Genomic DNA, 14,886 nt, shown 5'->3' with positions numbered 1-14,886 from the left:
CCACCGCTAGGCATTGAGCGCCAGCATACGCGCCATATTGCCGCCGAATATCAAGTCCTTGTCGGCTTGGCTGATTTCGGCTCCACTGACGCGGGCCATCTGCACACTAACCTCTAGCAGCGGCATGTCCGTACCAAAGATTATGCGCTCCGGGCCAATTCGATCGATCGTGTACTCCAGAGAGCCGTTATTTACCGAGCTACTTGCGGTCTCCAGCAGGAGTGAAGGGTTTCGCTCCGCAGCCTGCACCGCGCGCATCCAGTCTCCCCTGGCCAGCGCCGTATTGCCAGAATGCGCCATCATGAGCATTGCTTCCGGCACGCGCGAGGCCATCACCTCGCACTCTTCGCCGGTGGAATGCGCCAAGATCGGCATGCGATGCGAGGCCGCTCGTTCCAGCACAGGAAAAACAGAGGGGCGCACCAGGGGGATCATCGCGTACGAGTAGATCTTGATGCCGCGCATGCCGTATTCGTGCACGCAGCGGTCGATTTCTTCGAGCGCGCCATTGTCAAAATTCATGGTTGGAATGCTGACGTAACCCAGAATTCTGTCCGGATGCTGACGCATCGCGTTGCCCAGAGCGTCATTTCCCTCGCGCATATCGTGCACGAGCGCCGTAAAGTCGGTCACGAATAGCTTGTCGATACCGTTCTCATCCGCAAGCCGGAGCAGATCGTCCGCAGTCGCGCCAAAGTTGTACGCTGTGGAAGTGCCGACGTGCACGTGTGCATCAATAATCATGGCGGTACTCCTCTTGGGGAGACAGGCTACCAGAGCACTTTCCGCAACGCAAGAATTCTGAACGGCCGGTTCCGGTATACTAGATGGCAGGCCTTACATGCGATAGGCACCCGTTTCCATCAGCCGGTGTTGTTTACACGTACTTCCAAAGACTGACGTTGCATAGCAAAGGTGAAAGAGAGCCATGAAGAAAGCGGTCTGCGGCAACTGTTTCGGCAGTGACATTCCTCTTGTCGACGCGATGAGCATGGCGCATGCGGCAGGATTTGAAGGCATCGAGCCGAGCCTCACCATGGACGGAGCGATCACCACGGAGTCTTCGGAGGATGATCTCAAGCGGCTGCGCGATCACGCGGAGAAGACTGTCACAATCCATGGCCTCATGGGAGGGCAACCGATTCGGAGCGCGCCACTCACAACCCTCGACGAAGATCAGATTAGAAAAGGCGTTGAGAACATCGCCAAAGCCTTGAGAGTAGTAAAGATTCTCGGTGGCACGAGCCTGCTGGTCGTGCCGGGCACCGTGAGCGTGGACGTGCGCTACGATATCGCATATGAAGGCACGCTGGAGGGCTTAAAGCAGGTTGCGCCGATTGCGGAAGACCTTCAGATTCACGTAGCCGTAGAGAACGTGTGGAATAAATTCCTGCTTTCGCCGGTCGAGATGCGAAACTTGATCGATGAAGTGAACAGCCCGTATGTGGGTTGTTACTTTGATGTTGGAAACTTCCTCGGTTGGGCGATCCCGCAGCACTGGATCGAGATCCTCGCAGACCGCATCAAGAAGGTACACGTGAAGGATTTCAAGGTCGACGTTGGCAATCGTCACGGATTTGTAACCCTCTTGCAAGGCGACGTTGACTGGACGGCAGTCCGCCGCTGCTTACGCTCAATTGGGTACGACAGCTACCTCTCCGCCGAAATTCCGCTACACGATGTATTTCCCGAAAAGAGCCTCTTGGACATTAGTACCAGCCTGGATACGATCATCGCGAGCGCCTAGGAAAGTACGGTCAGCCTAAGCTGCGGCTTTACTTACTAGGCTCTGGCCCCCATAATATAGTGCGCCGAAAGCAGGAGCACCTTGCTTTCGTGTGCAAAGTGCAACTCACACCGGAATGCCGCCTGCAGGATACGTCTTAGGGGCGCGAACGTATCCTGACGGGCGGCATTAGTTTTGGACCTCCCTGAGTACCCGACGCAGCTCGCCTGGCGCTTCATTGAGCGCGAATGACGTTGCCGTCCGGATCCAATTCGACTAATCGAAACGCCTTCCCGGCCCGGTATGACTGGCACTGATTCTCCGGCAGGTCGTCCACCGGCTGGCGCGGCGAGTGAACGATGTCCGCTGCCCATCCATTCATGAGCTCTTCCGACAGGCACGGTCCTTTGGAAAAGTCGACACCGTCAGCTCTCTTCTGCGCGTAGATGTCTTGAGCGAGGCCAATTGCGCGCTCCCGTTCCTCAACGACGTCCGCACCGGAACTCGCCAGGCGCACGAGCACGAAAATAAAGAGGAATACGAGCGTGAAGGCAAGGACGAGGGGCAGCACGCGATAGCGAATTATGTCACCTACCATCACTCCGTCCCGTCGACGAATTGGTAGTTCTCCCGCTGTGGGCGCTGCCGGCCATCTACGGGGTATCTTTTCGTCCACCTTGCAAATTGCCAGCCGCGACCTACGCGCTCTTTATTCTCCATTTCATCCAAGCGCAACCAGGCGTGCGTCGGTTGCGGGAAGAGCGCCCAGTCGTCGCCATCCAGCGGGTCCTCGTATCGCGCGGCTCGGAAGTGTGCAATAAGGGCCGCCTTCAGCTCCTGTTTTGTGCCGGTGAGACTGGGTTCATTGGCGTAATTGATCAGCTCATTGCCGCCGTCGCGGTAATTGAGAAGCAACTCCATGCGGTCCGGCGCGCAATAGACGTATTTCCATTCATCATTCATCGCGCAGTACATGCCGAGATCCTTCTCTTTGATCTGCCCAAAGAGATAGGGCCTGCCCACCAAGCCATCGTGACCGGCCGCGGTTAAGAGAGACATGCCATCGAGATCGGGCGCCTGCGCTTCCAGACCCGCAGCGGCCAGGAGAGTTGGCGTTACGTCCTGTAAACCCACGAGATGCTCGCGCACGGCGCCCTCCGGCAGGGTGCCCGGCCACGAGACGATGAACGGAATGTGGCATGCGGGCTCGTAGTAGTTGCGCTTGCCGAATGCGTAGTGGTCACCGAGAAACTCACCGTGATCGGCAACGAACATGATCAACGTGTTCTCTCGCTGATTGGTGGCTTCCAAGGCTGCCAGAATTTCGCCAATCCAGCTATCGATAAACGAAACGCATGAGAAGTAGTACGCCTTCATTGTGCGCAGTAGGTTGTCGTCCGGAAAGAGATCCATCCACTTGCTGCGGTTTTGGCTCCGCTGAAACCAGGTATGCCACGAAATCTCTTGTTCACTGCGCACCGGGAGAGGCATGTCAGTGCTGCGGTAGAGCCGGTGCCACGGTGACGGCGGGTCGAACGGAGGATGAGGCTTGATGAAAGATGTCCAGCAGAAGAATGGTGCGTCTTCATTGGTACGTTCTTCGATGAAATCGATAGTCTTCTGTGCTGTCCAGGCCGTGGTGTGGAGGCGTTCAGGCAATTGTGAAATCTGGGGGACGTAGTAAAGCTCATGCCTGATGCCGTGCGGCTCTTCCACGTGGCTGTACCCGGCTGCAAGCACATCTTGCAAGAACTCATCATTCTCCACGCTGCGGGGAACTTCCTCGCTGAGCCACATGCGATCAAAACCGTGCTGCTCGCGCACGGGAGTGAAATGCATCTTGCCGACGGCTTGCGTGGTGTACCCAGCGGCACGTAGTCGGGTCATCAGTGTCGGATAGGTGGCCGGCAGCGCATATCCGTTATCGAAGATGCCCGTGCGGTGAGGTAGTTGGCCGGTCATGCAGATTGCGCGCGCCGAAACGCACACCGGTGACTCCGTGTAGCCATAGGCAAATCGCACACCTTCGGCGCAGAGGCGATCGAGATTTGGGGTCTGGATTAGTTCGTTCCCTGCAGCCCGCAGTGCATCAAAGCGCAGTTGGTCGCACATGATGAGCAACAGATTTGGTCGAGAATTAGACATTTAGTATCTCCCATGTTCGGTTGCTACAACGGTGCAGGGCCAGGAGCGAGTGTGTGAACCCTTGCAAGTGTCGCGGCCACACGCGGCAGCCCGAGCTACCGCCGACATTGGCGGGCAAAGCCCCCACGATTTCGGCTATTTCTCGTCGTCAGATCTTCTTCGAGGAGCATGATTTGTCAGGCTATGCCAAATTATGCTACCTTACTTTTCGTTGCTTTTTGGCGACGTGAATAGATTTTTTCGGTCGCAAGTGGGAACCGCCGCACGTGTTATTGTAACTAAACCACATGCAAAGAACTGGTCCTGCAATGAGGCCGGGCGGATTATTTGCATCTTGGGTGGGCATTAGTATAATAGATCGAGGCGCGAGCGAGCATGAAATATTGTGTCTTTACCGGACAGCAAAGTGCCGTTGCTTCAGGCGCAGACTAAACCCTCAAGGAAGCACCAATCCGTGACAGATCGGACATATCAGAGACGGCCAAATGTTGACCGCCCTGGCGCCTCGCCAGGGAGTTTAGTGTCCATAACCGCCCCGGAACCAAGCTTGTCAGCAGCTACCCTGTGCTCTTGCCCCAAAGAGATTGGGCATAGGATTCTAGCTGCCTTACATCGTCACCGAGGAGACCGGGCATGAACCCTCGTACGTTGCGCATCACGATAGGCGCCCTCGTCGTTATTATTGGACTCCTCACTATTGGCGGCGTTACATTGCTGACGCAGGCTGCGGACGGGCCAGAGCAGCCGATTGAATTCATGCATACGGTTCACGTTGAGCAAAATGACATCGACTGTGTATTTTGTCACCGCAACGTTGAGACCGGCGCGGAGGCTACAATTCCGGCAATTGAACAGTGCATGATGTGCCATCGCGTAATCAATGGTGAGAATCCGAAGGTAACTAACCCATTGCACGTTGCCGAGATCGAAAAACTGCAAGCATACTGGGAGAACCAGCAGCCCATCGATTGGGTGCGCGTGCACGTCATGCCGGACCACGTGCGCTTTGTTCACGCGCCGCACATCAAAGCAGGCTTCGAATGCGCAACGTGTCACGGTGATGTCGGATCGATGGAGCGAGTGAAGCAGGTGCGTTCCCTCAATATGGGCGACTGCCTTGCGTGTCATCGAGAGAATAACGCGCCGACAGACTGCACGATCTGTCACCGGTAGAGGAGAGTCATGCGTCGACGCGACGTCCTGAAATTAGCTGGTACATCGGGCCTAGGGATGGGCGCTGCTGTTGCCTTTGCGGGTTGCGGCACGCCGGATCGTGAATTCCACATTCAAAGCCCGGTGGAGATTCCGGAGGATACGATTACTGGGCTGGATACCTGGTATGCCAGTATCTGTCAGGATTCCGGCGATGGCTGCGGCGTGATTGTGCGGGTAAAAAGCGGTCGCGCACGCAAGATTGAAGGCAATCCCGACTACCCCTTGAACCGCGGTAAGTCTTCCGCCCGGGCACAGGCGGCCCTCCAAACCCTCTACAATCCCGATCGAATCCCCAACCCGATGATCCCACGACGCAACCGAGGCTCCGGTCGCTACAGATTCATGCGCTGGGATGATGTGCTGCCGGATTTTCAGGAGAGGCTCAGCGCTGCCCAAAATGGCGGCATAGTCATGATTACTGAGCCCGTAAACGGGCACTTGGGCATGATCCTTGAACGGTTTACCCAGAATATCGGCGCACGTTGGCTGACGTTCGAGCCCCTTGAGCAGGCCGCCGTGCGGCAAGCCAGTGCACAGGTGTTTGGGACTACCCGCGTGCCGCAATTTGACATTGCAAACACTGCCTATGTGCTCTCCATTGGCGGCAACTTCCTGGAGGGCGGAGATTCTCCGGTTCATTACGGACAGGCATATGGGGAATTCAGGCAGGGAGAAAACCGTTCTCGAGGTACGTTCGCGCATTTCGATACGCATTTGACGATGACGGCGGCGAATGCTGACGAATGGCATCCGGTCAACCCCGGCACGGAGGGAATCCTGGCGCTGAGCATTGCCCACGCAGTATTGGATGGCAGGCCGGTGCCCGCTGCGCTCCAGCCGCTAACCGGCGGCGAAGGATCTTTGGATGCCTACGCGGCCGAGCAGGTCGCTGATGTGACCGGCGTGCCGGTTGAGGTAATTGAGAGGGTTGCCCATGACTTTGCCGCGGCGCCAACTGCGGTGGCGATGGGCGGTGGCAGCGCTGCCGGCCATACGAATGGGCTCTCCAACATGGCCGCCATTTTCGCCCTTAATCTTTTGAAAGGCAACGTGGGACGGCAAGGCGGCGTGCTGCTGAATGCCCCGTCCCCCTTGCCGGACATTCCCGCTGAAGCCCCGGTGACCTCGTATGAAGAGTGGGAGACTTTCCTGAGCGAGATAGAAAGCGGCCAAGTACCGCAAGTACTCTTGATCCATGGCGCCAATCCTGTTTATGGGCTTCCTGGGGTTCTGAATGCAGCCGGTGTCTTGGATGCAATACCCTATATTGTCAGCTTTTCAAATGTCTTGGACGAGACCACGGCATTGGCGGACTTGATCCTGCCTGATCATCACTATTTGGAAAGCTGGGGCACGAGCGTGCCACCGTTGGGCGCAGAGTACTCTACCCTTGGCGTCCAACAACCTGTCGTCCGCCCATACCATCAGGAATTCGAAGGCGCGGCCGGCACGAGGGCGTTCGCGGACGTGTTGCTTGGGTTGGCGCAAACTCTGGGTGGGCCGCTTGCCGAAGCACTGCCGTGGGATTCGATGAGAGATGCTATACGAGCAAGCGTTGATGAGCTTCAGGCTCGCGGTGACGGCTCAGTTACAAGCGACGATCCCGAAGTATTTTGGTTGTCGGTCCTGCAACGCGGGGGTTGGTGGGTGGCTTCTGAACCCGTGACGGCAGAGGCACCCGATCTAAGTGGAGTTCCGGCAATGGAACCGGAATTCAGTAGTGATGCAGAAGACTATCCGTATCATCTCATTGTTACGCCATCGGTACTGCTCGGGGATGGGAGCGGCAGTCTCGCCGCGTCACCGTGGCTGCAGTCCACCGCTGATCCCATGACCACCGGAGTTTGGGGAACATGGGTGGCGCTTAGCCCGAAGACAATGGAAGCATTGAGCATACAGGAAAACGACATTGTGCGCATTACCTCCACGGCCGGGTCACTCTTGGCTCCAGCGTACCCCTATCCCGGCATCGGGGAGGGTGTGGTAAGTGTGCCGCTTGGCCAAGGCCACCAGGAACTAGGAAGGTACGCCGAGAATCGCGGCGAAAATGCGCTGCGTATGCTGGCGCCTGTCATTCAGGAACAGACTGGTGCTCTTGCGTGGTCGGCTACACGGGTGCGGATTGCGCCTACTGGGCGACGGACCCGCCTGCCGCGCATCGAAGGCATCACGGCGCCAGTGCAAATGCCCGATGAAAAGACGTTCCAAGTCACGAACGAAACTCAATAGAAGCGGGGAGAGACGGCGTTGAGACAGGACGCTGAAGGACAAGAACAAGACACAAGCAAGCCGGTGGCAAGCATTGGCCGACGCTGGGGCATGGTGGTGGACCTAGACCGCTGCACCGGTTGCCAGGCTTGCGTCGTTGCTTGCCATGCGGAAAATAACATCGCCCTCAACCTGGAAGACATCGTCTTGCAGCAGCGCGCGATGAATTGGATTCGGATTGAGCGCTATTGGGAAGGGGAATATCCCAATGTAAAGGCGCGCTTCCTGCCGATGTTCTGCCAGCACTGCAACAATGCCCCCTGTGAACCTGTGTGCCCGGTGTACGCCACGTACCACAACCAAGAGGGCCTGAACGTTCAAGTGTATAACCGTTGCATTGGAACGCGCTACTGCGCCAACAATTGCCCGTATCATGCGCGGTTCTTCAACTTTTGGGAACGAGATCTTGAAGACACCCACAGAGAGTATCTGAATCCGAATGTTACGGTCCGCACCAAGGGCATCATGGAAAAGTGCACGTTCTGCGTGCAACGCATTCGCAAGAGCGAGTGGGAGCGCCGGCAGGCAGATGAAGAGTTGCAGGATGGCGACGTGGCGCCGGCATGCGTGCAGGCGTGCCCAACCGATACACTCGTATTCGGCAACCTCGAAGATGAAGACTCGCGGGTCGCACAGTTAGCTAAGAACAAGCGGCACTACCGCGTAATGGAAAACCTTGGCACCGATACCAATGTGATCTACTTGAAGAAGGTTGATCCGCATGCAAGCGAGACAGCACCAGCACACGCTGGAACCGCTGCCAGCTCCGGCAGAAATAGCGCGTGACATCTTTCAGCGGGCACTAGGGAGCAGCGGCGCCTACCGGCTCACGCTGCTGATCCTGTTCCTGCTGTTCCTGGGCGGAGTTGCAGGCTTTGTCATTCGACTCGGGTCCGGTCTGGAAGATCGGGGTCCGTGGGGCTATTACGCCGCCGTGTTCGGGTTTCTTTTCACGGTAGGCCAAGCAGCGCCGATGGTGTCATTTGTCCCGCGGCTCGCCCGCGCGCGTTGGCATGGCCCGTTGACACGAGCTTCACAAGTCGTGGCAGTTGCCGGACTCCTTAACGTCTTGCTCTTTCTCCCACTGCTTTGGTTGGTGCCCTCAAGTGCGGAACGCATAACCGTGTGGTTCAACTGGCCGTGGGGCGCACCGCACTTCTATGACACGATATTCGTACTTATGCTCGTAGCAAATGGCTTTGCGTTTCTCTGGGTGCAGGCAATACCGGATCTTGCTTCCCTGCGCGTACAAAGCGGCGGCACTCATCGCTTGGCTCGGCTGCTCTCAGGTTCTTTTATTGGAACGCCAAAGCAGTGGAAAGTACACCGCATTGGCTTGGCCGTCCTTGGTGGCTGCTATGTGATGAATTTCATCTTTGTTCAGTCCTTGATCAGTCTTGACTACGTCATGACGCTTGTGCCCGGGTGGAAGAGCTCTATGTTCCCGGCGTTCTATAGCATCAACGGCTTGCTTGCCGCAACCGCTACGACCATTGTTGTCATGGCGTTGCTTCGCCGGTTCTATGGTCTGCAGCGCTACATCACCGTAGACCAGTTTTGGAACGTGGCCAAAATCATGCTCGCGCTCAACCTGGCGTGGGCGTACCACTGGTGGGCGGACTTCCTCACTACGTGGTACGGGCGTGTCCCCCGGGAAACGGTGGTCACGATCGGAACGCGAAGCTTCGGCGAGAACACCTGGCTCTTCGTCACCGCCTTCATTTGCTGCTTTGTGTTGCCGTTGCTCATCCTCATGTGGAATCCCTGGCGTAAGAGCGTGGCCGGTCCCACAGTTGTGGCGGCCCTCTCCCTCTTTGGCATCTTCATTCAGCGCATTATCGACTTCGTGCCCGCATATCTCTCGACCCAGGACCCTCTAGATCATGAGTTGCACGAGGCTATCGCTATCCCCTGGCCTGACTTGGCTGATGTACTAATTATCGTCGGAGGATTAGCAGGAGCCATCTTCCTGGTAACGTGGGCAGTAAAGTCTCTAGGACCGCTGTCTAACTGGGAAATGCAGGAGGGCGTATTACTGCGCCGCAATGAAAAATTCTTGAACGCTGAGGTACCGTATGTCATCAAGCCACAGTAAGACAGCGAGCTCATTGCCCTTTCATACCGGTGCGCGCCCAATGAAGGAGTTTAGACCTAATGCATGAGCGCCCACGGCTCACGCCTATTCAGATTAATCGAGACCTACTGCGGTCGGTGTTAGAGACACCGATGATTTTCTATGTTCTGTTGCTGTTGTTGATGGGCTTAGTGGGTCTCGGCGTTGTTGCCGCCACGTTGTTGGTAACGTACGGCTTGGGCGTGACCGGTCTCAACCATCCGGTCTTTTGGGGCTTCTTCATCATCAACTTCGTGTTCTGGGTGGGAATTAGCCACGCGGGCACCATGATCTCCGCTATCTTGCGGCTATCGGCAGCAGAATGGCGCCGTCCGGTGGTGCGGGCCGCTGAGGTCATGACGGTGTTTTCACTTCTTACCGCGGCGCTCTTTGTCGTACTTCACACCGGACGACCGTGGCGCACGCTTTACTGGGCGTTTCCGTACGACTTCGTACGCGGCATTTGGCCCGATGTCCGGTCCCCGCTCGTTTGGGACCCAAGCGCGATCTTTACGTACTTGACGGGGAGTATTCTATTTGTCTATGCCGCACTGATCCCTGATCTCGCTTTGGCAAGAGACAAGACGACCGGCTGGCGACGCTTTGTGTATGGGTTGCTCTGCCTGGGCTGGCGCGGCAATGCGCGGCAGTGGAAACTGCTCAATGCTACCGGCTTACTGCTTTCGGCGCTTATCTTGCCGGTGTTTGTATCCGTCCACAGCATCGTGTCTTGGGACTTCGGCATGTCGCTTGTGCCCGGTTGGCACGTGCACATTTTCGCACCTTACTTTGTTGTAGGAGCTGTGCTTTCCGGTGTGGCGGCAGTTATCGCCCTGATGGCAGTCATGCGATCTCTCTTCCAACTCCACGACTACATTCGCCCTGAACACTTCGATATGATTGGCCGGCTTCTCATTGTTGTTGCATTGGCCTGGGCGTACTTTTATTTCCTGGATGTTGTCTTCGCGCTATTGAGCAATGAAGAAGCGGAATACGAGGTAATGAAGCTGCGGCTTTCACCGCCGTATCTCTACCTATTCCTCCTGATGATTACGTGCAACGTTTTCCTGCCGGTGCCAATTTGGATGTTCAGGAAATTCCGCAGGAACATCGGCATCATGCTCATAACATCCCTCGTCGTGAACATCGGCATGTGGCTGGAACGTTTCTTAATCATTGTTCCCACGCTACAGCGTCGGCATCCCGATGCATTTGCTTGGGGAGACTACTCTGCCAGCCTCGTTGAAATAGCCTTGGTGATCTTCTCGTTCGCCAATGTCGGATTGCTGTTGTTACTGTTTTCGAAGATATTCCCCGTCATCCCTATCTGGGAGGAAAAAGAGGGTCATATCTGGAAGCGCGAATTCCGCATCGGCAAGTTACGCTTGCCCGCAATAGTGAGAGAATAGGGAGGCAACCATGCCCAGTGTTCTGGGATTATTCCAAACGGCAGACACCGCGGCCGCGGCTGCGGACCGCCTGCAGGCTTCGGGGTTCGGCCCGACCGACTACGAGGTGCTCACCGGCGCGCCTTACCCGGAAGGGGCTTTCGGCGAAGACTCCGGAGACCATCGACTGTTCATCTTCCCCCTTGGCGGGGCCATAATCGGTTTCGCCGTGGGTCTCATGGTGACGGCCGGTACACAACTTTCCTTCCCGCTCGTAACGGCAGGCAAGCCCATTTTGGGCATTCCTCCCATGTTTATCATCATGTATGAAGGCACGATGCTCGGGGCGCTCATCTTTACCATCATGGGCGTGATTTTCGAGTCTCGGCTGCCAAATCTCTCCAATGATCTCTACGACTCGCGCATAACTGAAGGCTATGTAGGGTTGGTGGTGCGCTGTGACGATGATGCGCAGGCAGATACGGCTCAGACGACGCTTACGGAAGCCGGCGCTGAAGAAGTGAAGCAGCAAGGACGGAGCTAACCGGAATGCGAGACCGGCTACACTTTCATGGCCTGTTCCGCTCGATAGGAGATGTGGCGCCCCCGCGTTGGGTGGTGCTGACCATCATATTCGGCACGCTGCTTGCCGGTCTATTGACGTCGTGTTATGGGTATGTTTGGGACGTCTTTCCGGAGATGCACTATCAGCAGTCCTACCGTCAGCAGGAACCGCCTCGGCGCTTGCCTCCTGCCGACTCTGTGCCGGTGACCGGAAAAGCGCGCGAATACAGTTTCGCGGAAGCGGTGGAGATAGCCAATCCCCTCTCCAGCACGCCCGCACGCATTGAATCCGGCGAGCAACTCTTCATGACCAACTGCAAACACTGCCACGGCGCGGATGGTCGAGGTGAAGGACCGGTGGGGCTCTATTTTGACCCACTGCCGCAAGCAATGCAGGGAGACCGGATTACCAATGAGCGTACAGATGGCGAGATTTACTGGATTTTAACCAATAGCCTGGGCAACATGCCCTCGTTTGGCAATTTACTAACCCCCGAAGAACGCTGGGAACTCATACTTTTCATACGTTCACTGCAGGAAAGCGACGCGGGGTAGGAGATAGCAATCCATGGACCATGCACTAGCACTACCAATCTGGGACGAGTTACATACGGGGTTCATATTCTTTTGGCTGGCACTCTTCATGATGGTTGCCACGGCTGTTTCCTTTTTGATGGCTCACGCCATCATCCCGTCTCTGGTCGGCACGCGCGACCTACCGGAGGGATTTGCCAGACTACGCCCCGTATTCTATGGCGCCACCATCGTTGCGCTGCTCCTTGCCCTGTTCCTTTACTACATAACGTGGGAAACGGTTTCCGTTTACTTAGAAATCTTCCCGCGAAAGTGGATCTAGCTCCCAATTGGGGGTCTGGCAATTGCGTTAGAGCGGCACGGGGAAGCGCCAACCGGAATCTAGCGATAGGCAACAAAGCGAGGTATCCTCAGAGGGTCCTCGCTTTTGCATTTAACAGACGTTCAGCCTATTTCGACTCTCGCGAGCGCGCCGCTCGACACCTGATGTCGCCAGGGCTGCTAATCTCGACTGCTACATTCCTTGACAAAAATTTTGTGCTTTTGCTACTATGTAGAGCAACTTGGTCAACTTAAGTAATTTCGCTTGGTAAGGAGAAGGATTCATGAGTGAATACGCCGACTCAGGCGTCCTCGTTTCCACAGACTGGGTAGCCCAGCACGGTGGCGACGACAACGTCCGGCTTGTAGAGGTAGACGTGGATACTACCGCCTACGAGACGGGACACATTGCCGGTGCCGTGGACTGGGGCTGGCAGTCCGACCTCAACGACCCGGTGCGCCGCGACCTCATTGGCAAAGAAGAGCTGGAGCAACTCTTGGGCCAATGCGGCATTACTCCGGACACCACTGTGGTCCTCTATGGTGACAACAACAACTGGTTCGCTGCGTTCGCCCACTGGATTCTCAAGATCTATGGTCACAAGGACGCGCGCCTGATGAATGGCGGCCGTGTGAAGTGGCTGGACGAGGGCCGCTCGATTACCTCCGACATTCCTCACATTGCGGCCACCGCCTACGCGGCCCAAGACCCGGATGCCGCCCTCCGCGTCTTCCAGGGCGGTGTGCAGGATCGCCTGGGCAACCCAAATGTCGGCCTTGTCGATGTGCGCTCGCCGCAAGAGTTCACTGGCGAAATCCTGGCGCCGCCGGGCCTTCCGGAGACTGCCCAGCGGGGCGGTCACATTCCCGGCGCTGCCAATGTCCCGTGGGCATCGGCCGTGGCGGAAGACGGTACATTTAAGTCTGCCGATGAATTGTACGAGATTTACGCCGGAAAAGGCATCGTTCCCGACAAAGAAATCGTGACGTATTGCCGGATCGGCGAGCGCTCGTCTCACACCTGGTTCGTGCTCAAGTATCTGCTTGGTTACCCGGATGTGCGCAACTATGACGGCTCCTGGACGGAATGGGGCAGCATGATCGGGGTACCCATCGAAAAGTAGCAGACACCGTCCCACTGGATTGAGTGAGTGTAGGACACACAATATTGGGTTACAAGAAAGTTTCCCAGGGAAGTCTCTTAAGGAAGCAAGAGGATAACGAAATGTTGAGTTTGATTAGGCACTCCGCATCAACCGCGTCGGCAAGTTGGCGCCGGATGTTTGCGCCATTGCTTGCAATCCTTGCCGTAAGCTTGCTGGCTTCAGCTTGCGGCACGTACGTCATTCAGCCGGAGATACCCATTTCCACGGCCAAGTACGAAGTCTGGGCCATGGACCAGACCAACAACATCATCCACATCATCAACCCGCAGCTTGAGGTGGTGGAGACAGTTGATCTCTCTGGGGCGGGGTTGGAGCGGACACACTGGATCAATTTTACAAGTGACTCCAAGTACGCGTGGATCGCCAGCACAGTCTCCGGCAACACCGCTGTCGTTAGAGCGGAGGACCGGCAGGTAATCGCCACATTCGATACGGGGCCTGCGAGCCATGCCGCAGACATTTATCCGGATGATAGCGGCGTGCTTGTCTCCGTGATCAAGACCGGAGAGTTGGTGGAGATCGTATCGGACCACGCTGCGGAGACGTTCTCCATTGGCCGTAGGCTCATAATTGCGGAAGACCCGCTCGTGAAGGAACGGGCAGACGAGTTCCCCTCTGCAAATCCGATTTCATCTGCGTTCACCCGAGACGGGCGCTACGCATATGTGACGCTGGGCCCTGCCCTTGCCGATGGCGGGCTGGTCATTCTGGACTTGGAGACTTTCACCTTGGTCAAGGCGTACTCGCCGGAAGAGGTCAAGGTGAACCTGATGAGCGTCCTCTCGCCCGATGGCACCAAGATGTACGTCACCGGGGGCTCGCGAGACGCGAAGAGCCTCTTCTACGTATTTGATACCGCAACGCATGAAGTAGTCGCCAAGGACGCAACCCGCGGCGCCGAAGCGCACGGCATGGCGCTGACGCCCGACGGCTCCGAGATTTGGATTACCAACCGCTGGACCGGCAACGTCGGCATCATTAGCACCGAGTTCGACGAATACATCGAGCGGATACCCTTTGTCGGGGAAGCGCCGGACCTCCTGGTTTTCTCACCTGACGGTGTCTTCGCGTTCATCCTTTTGCGGGGTGGCGGACCTACGGATGCCGGTGCTATGTCCGGCGCCGGCGAACTGCCCGCAGTGGTGGTTGTAGCGGTGGAGACCAGGCAGGTCATGGACATCCTGATTCAAGGTGAGCTTACGGATGAAGGCGAACTGCCGGCGCTGGACTACCACGGCATAGCCATCCGGCAACTGTAAGCGGGCTTGGTATTGGGGCGAATCGGCGACAAGTAGAGAGGCCGGTCTCACATGTGAGACCGGCCTTTCCTAATCTGCTACAGTGCTGCTCCCAAAGCAAGTACCCCGCCGGCATGCTCAATCCTATAGGGAGATTCATGCCGGCAAACGACGCCAGCAGTCTCCTTAAACCCGGCATGAGCCCAAC

The 14,886-nt window shown here is 56.7% G+C and carries 14 protein-coding genes; 11 read left to right on the top strand and 3 right to left on the bottom strand.

Annotation, left to right across the window (positions count from 1 at the left end; all coding sequences use genetic code 11):
- Positions 1–6: 6 nt before the first annotated feature.
- Positions 7–744, bottom strand: coding sequence for an amidohydrolase family protein (locus OXE05_02110; GenBank protein MCY4436113.1), 738 nt, complete (start codon positions 742–744; stop codon positions 7–9).
- A 184-nt stretch (positions 745–928) separates the two neighbouring features.
- On the opposite strand from OXE05_02110, the gene OXE05_02105 reads away from it, so the two are divergent.
- A complete protein-coding gene (locus OXE05_02105; protein ID MCY4436112.1) occupies positions 929–1,747 on the top strand; it encodes a sugar phosphate isomerase/epimerase in 819 nt (272 codons plus the stop codon).
- Between the two features lie 214 nt (positions 1,748–1,961).
- Here the strand turns inward: OXE05_02105 and OXE05_02100 are convergent, their stop codons facing one another.
- Positions 1,962–2,324: a hypothetical protein gene (locus tag OXE05_02100; protein MCY4436111.1), complete on the bottom strand. Its 363-nt coding sequence runs from the start codon at positions 2,322–2,324 to the stop codon at positions 1,962–1,964.
- Positions 2,324–3,871, bottom strand: a complete 1,548-nt coding sequence (locus OXE05_02095; GenBank protein ID MCY4436110.1) for a sulfatase-like hydrolase/transferase — start codon at positions 3,869–3,871, stop codon at positions 2,324–2,326. The genes OXE05_02100 and OXE05_02095 overlap by 1 nt, the downstream gene beginning before the upstream one ends.
- A 633-nt stretch (positions 3,872–4,504) precedes the next feature.
- Between OXE05_02095 and OXE05_02090 the strand changes: the two genes are divergently transcribed.
- The 10 genes from OXE05_02090 (at position 4,505) to OXE05_02045 (ending at position 14,699) form a co-directional block, all read left to right on the top strand.
- Positions 4,505–5,044 carry a cytochrome c3 family protein gene (locus OXE05_02090; GenBank protein ID MCY4436109.1) on the top strand — a complete coding sequence of 180 codons (540 nt, stop codon included), beginning with the start codon at positions 4,505–4,507 and terminating at the stop codon, positions 5,042–5,044.
- 9 nt (positions 5,045–5,053) lie between these two features.
- Complete coding sequence (locus OXE05_02085) at positions 5,054–7,315, top strand: molybdopterin-dependent oxidoreductase (protein MCY4436108.1); 2,262 nt, start codon at positions 5,054–5,056, stop codon at positions 7,313–7,315.
- 90 nt (positions 7,316–7,405) lie between these two features.
- Positions 7,406–8,140, top strand: coding sequence for a 4Fe-4S dicluster domain-containing protein (locus tag OXE05_02080; protein ID MCY4436107.1), 735 nt, complete (start codon positions 7,406–7,408; stop codon positions 8,138–8,140).
- The gene (locus tag OXE05_02075; protein MCY4436106.1) at positions 8,076–9,449 is read left to right on the top strand and encodes a hypothetical protein; all 1,374 of its coding nucleotides are present in this window, start codon (positions 8,076–8,078) and stop codon (positions 9,447–9,449) included. Before OXE05_02080 ends, OXE05_02075 begins: the two co-directional genes overlap by 65 nt.
- Positions 9,450–9,508: 59 nt before the next feature.
- On the top strand, positions 9,509–10,876 hold the full coding sequence (gene nrfD / locus OXE05_02070; GenBank protein MCY4436105.1) for a polysulfide reductase NrfD: 1,368 nt from the start codon (positions 9,509–9,511) through the stop codon (positions 10,874–10,876).
- Positions 10,877–10,886: 10 nt separating this feature from the next.
- Positions 10,887–11,399 carry a DUF3341 domain-containing protein gene (locus tag OXE05_02065; protein MCY4436104.1) on the top strand — a complete coding sequence of 171 codons (513 nt, stop codon included), beginning with the start codon at positions 10,887–10,889 and terminating at the stop codon, positions 11,397–11,399.
- A gap of 5 nt (positions 11,400–11,404) precedes the next feature.
- Positions 11,405–11,974, top strand: coding sequence for a cytochrome c (locus OXE05_02060; GenBank protein MCY4436103.1), 570 nt, complete (start codon positions 11,405–11,407; stop codon positions 11,972–11,974).
- 13 nt (positions 11,975–11,987) lie between these two features.
- Positions 11,988–12,275 (top strand): hypothetical protein, encoded by a 288-nt coding sequence (locus OXE05_02055; protein MCY4436102.1) that lies wholly within the window; start codon positions 11,988–11,990, stop codon positions 12,273–12,275.
- A gap of 283 nt (positions 12,276–12,558) precedes the next feature.
- Positions 12,559–13,398 (top strand): sulfurtransferase, encoded by an 840-nt coding sequence (locus OXE05_02050; GenBank protein ID MCY4436101.1) that lies wholly within the window; start codon positions 12,559–12,561, stop codon positions 13,396–13,398.
- A gap of 155 nt (positions 13,399–13,553) precedes the next feature.
- Positions 13,554–14,699, top strand: a complete 1,146-nt coding sequence (locus OXE05_02045; protein ID MCY4436100.1) for a YncE family protein — start codon at positions 13,554–13,556, stop codon at positions 14,697–14,699.
- Positions 14,700–14,886 lie beyond the last annotated feature (187 nt).

The organism is Chloroflexota bacterium (assembly GCA_026710945.1).
In the GTDB taxonomy this organism is placed as follows: Bacteria; Chloroflexota; UBA11872; order VXOZ01; family VXOZ01; genus VXOZ01.
The sequence above is the reverse complement of the archived record's forward strand: the minus strand, read 5'-3'. Positions and strand labels throughout refer to the sequence as shown.

Excerpts from the sequence above, each read along its gene's own strand:
- OXE05_02105 (MCY4436112.1), top strand. The coding sequence starts at position 929 with ATGAAGAAAGCGGTCTGCGGCAACTGTTTCGGCAGTGACATTCCTCTT.
- OXE05_02110 (MCY4436113.1), bottom strand. The coding sequence starts at position 744 with ATGATTATTGATGCACACGTGCACGTCGGCACTTCCACAGCGTACAAC.
- OXE05_02100 (MCY4436111.1), bottom strand. The coding sequence starts at position 2,324 with ATGGTAGGTGACATAATTCGCTATCGCGTGCTGCCCCTCGTCCTTGCC.
- OXE05_02055 (MCY4436102.1), top strand. The coding sequence starts at position 11,988 with ATGGACCATGCACTAGCACTACCAATCTGGGACGAGTTACATACGGGG.
- OXE05_02065 (MCY4436104.1), top strand. The coding sequence starts at position 10,887 with ATGCCCAGTGTTCTGGGATTATTCCAAACGGCAGACACCGCGGCCGCG.
- OXE05_02075 (MCY4436106.1), top strand. The coding sequence starts at position 8,076 with ATGCAAGCGAGACAGCACCAGCACACGCTGGAACCGCTGCCAGCTCCG.
- nrfD (MCY4436105.1), top strand. The coding sequence starts at position 9,509 with ATGCATGAGCGCCCACGGCTCACGCCTATTCAGATTAATCGAGACCTA.
- OXE05_02090 (MCY4436109.1), top strand. The coding sequence starts at position 4,505 with ATGAACCCTCGTACGTTGCGCATCACGATAGGCGCCCTCGTCGTTATT.
- OXE05_02050 (MCY4436101.1), top strand. The coding sequence starts at position 12,559 with ATGAGTGAATACGCCGACTCAGGCGTCCTCGTTTCCACAGACTGGGTA.
- OXE05_02095 (MCY4436110.1), bottom strand. The coding sequence starts at position 3,871 with ATGTCTAATTCTCGACCAAATCTGTTGCTCATCATGTGCGACCAACTG.
- OXE05_02080 (MCY4436107.1), top strand. The coding sequence starts at position 7,406 with ATGGTGGTGGACCTAGACCGCTGCACCGGTTGCCAGGCTTGCGTCGTT.
- OXE05_02045 (MCY4436100.1), top strand. The coding sequence starts at position 13,554 with ATGTTTGCGCCATTGCTTGCAATCCTTGCCGTAAGCTTGCTGGCTTCA.
- OXE05_02085 (MCY4436108.1), top strand. The coding sequence starts at position 5,054 with ATGCGTCGACGCGACGTCCTGAAATTAGCTGGTACATCGGGCCTAGGG.
- OXE05_02060 (MCY4436103.1), top strand. The coding sequence starts at position 11,405 with ATGCGAGACCGGCTACACTTTCATGGCCTGTTCCGCTCGATAGGAGAT.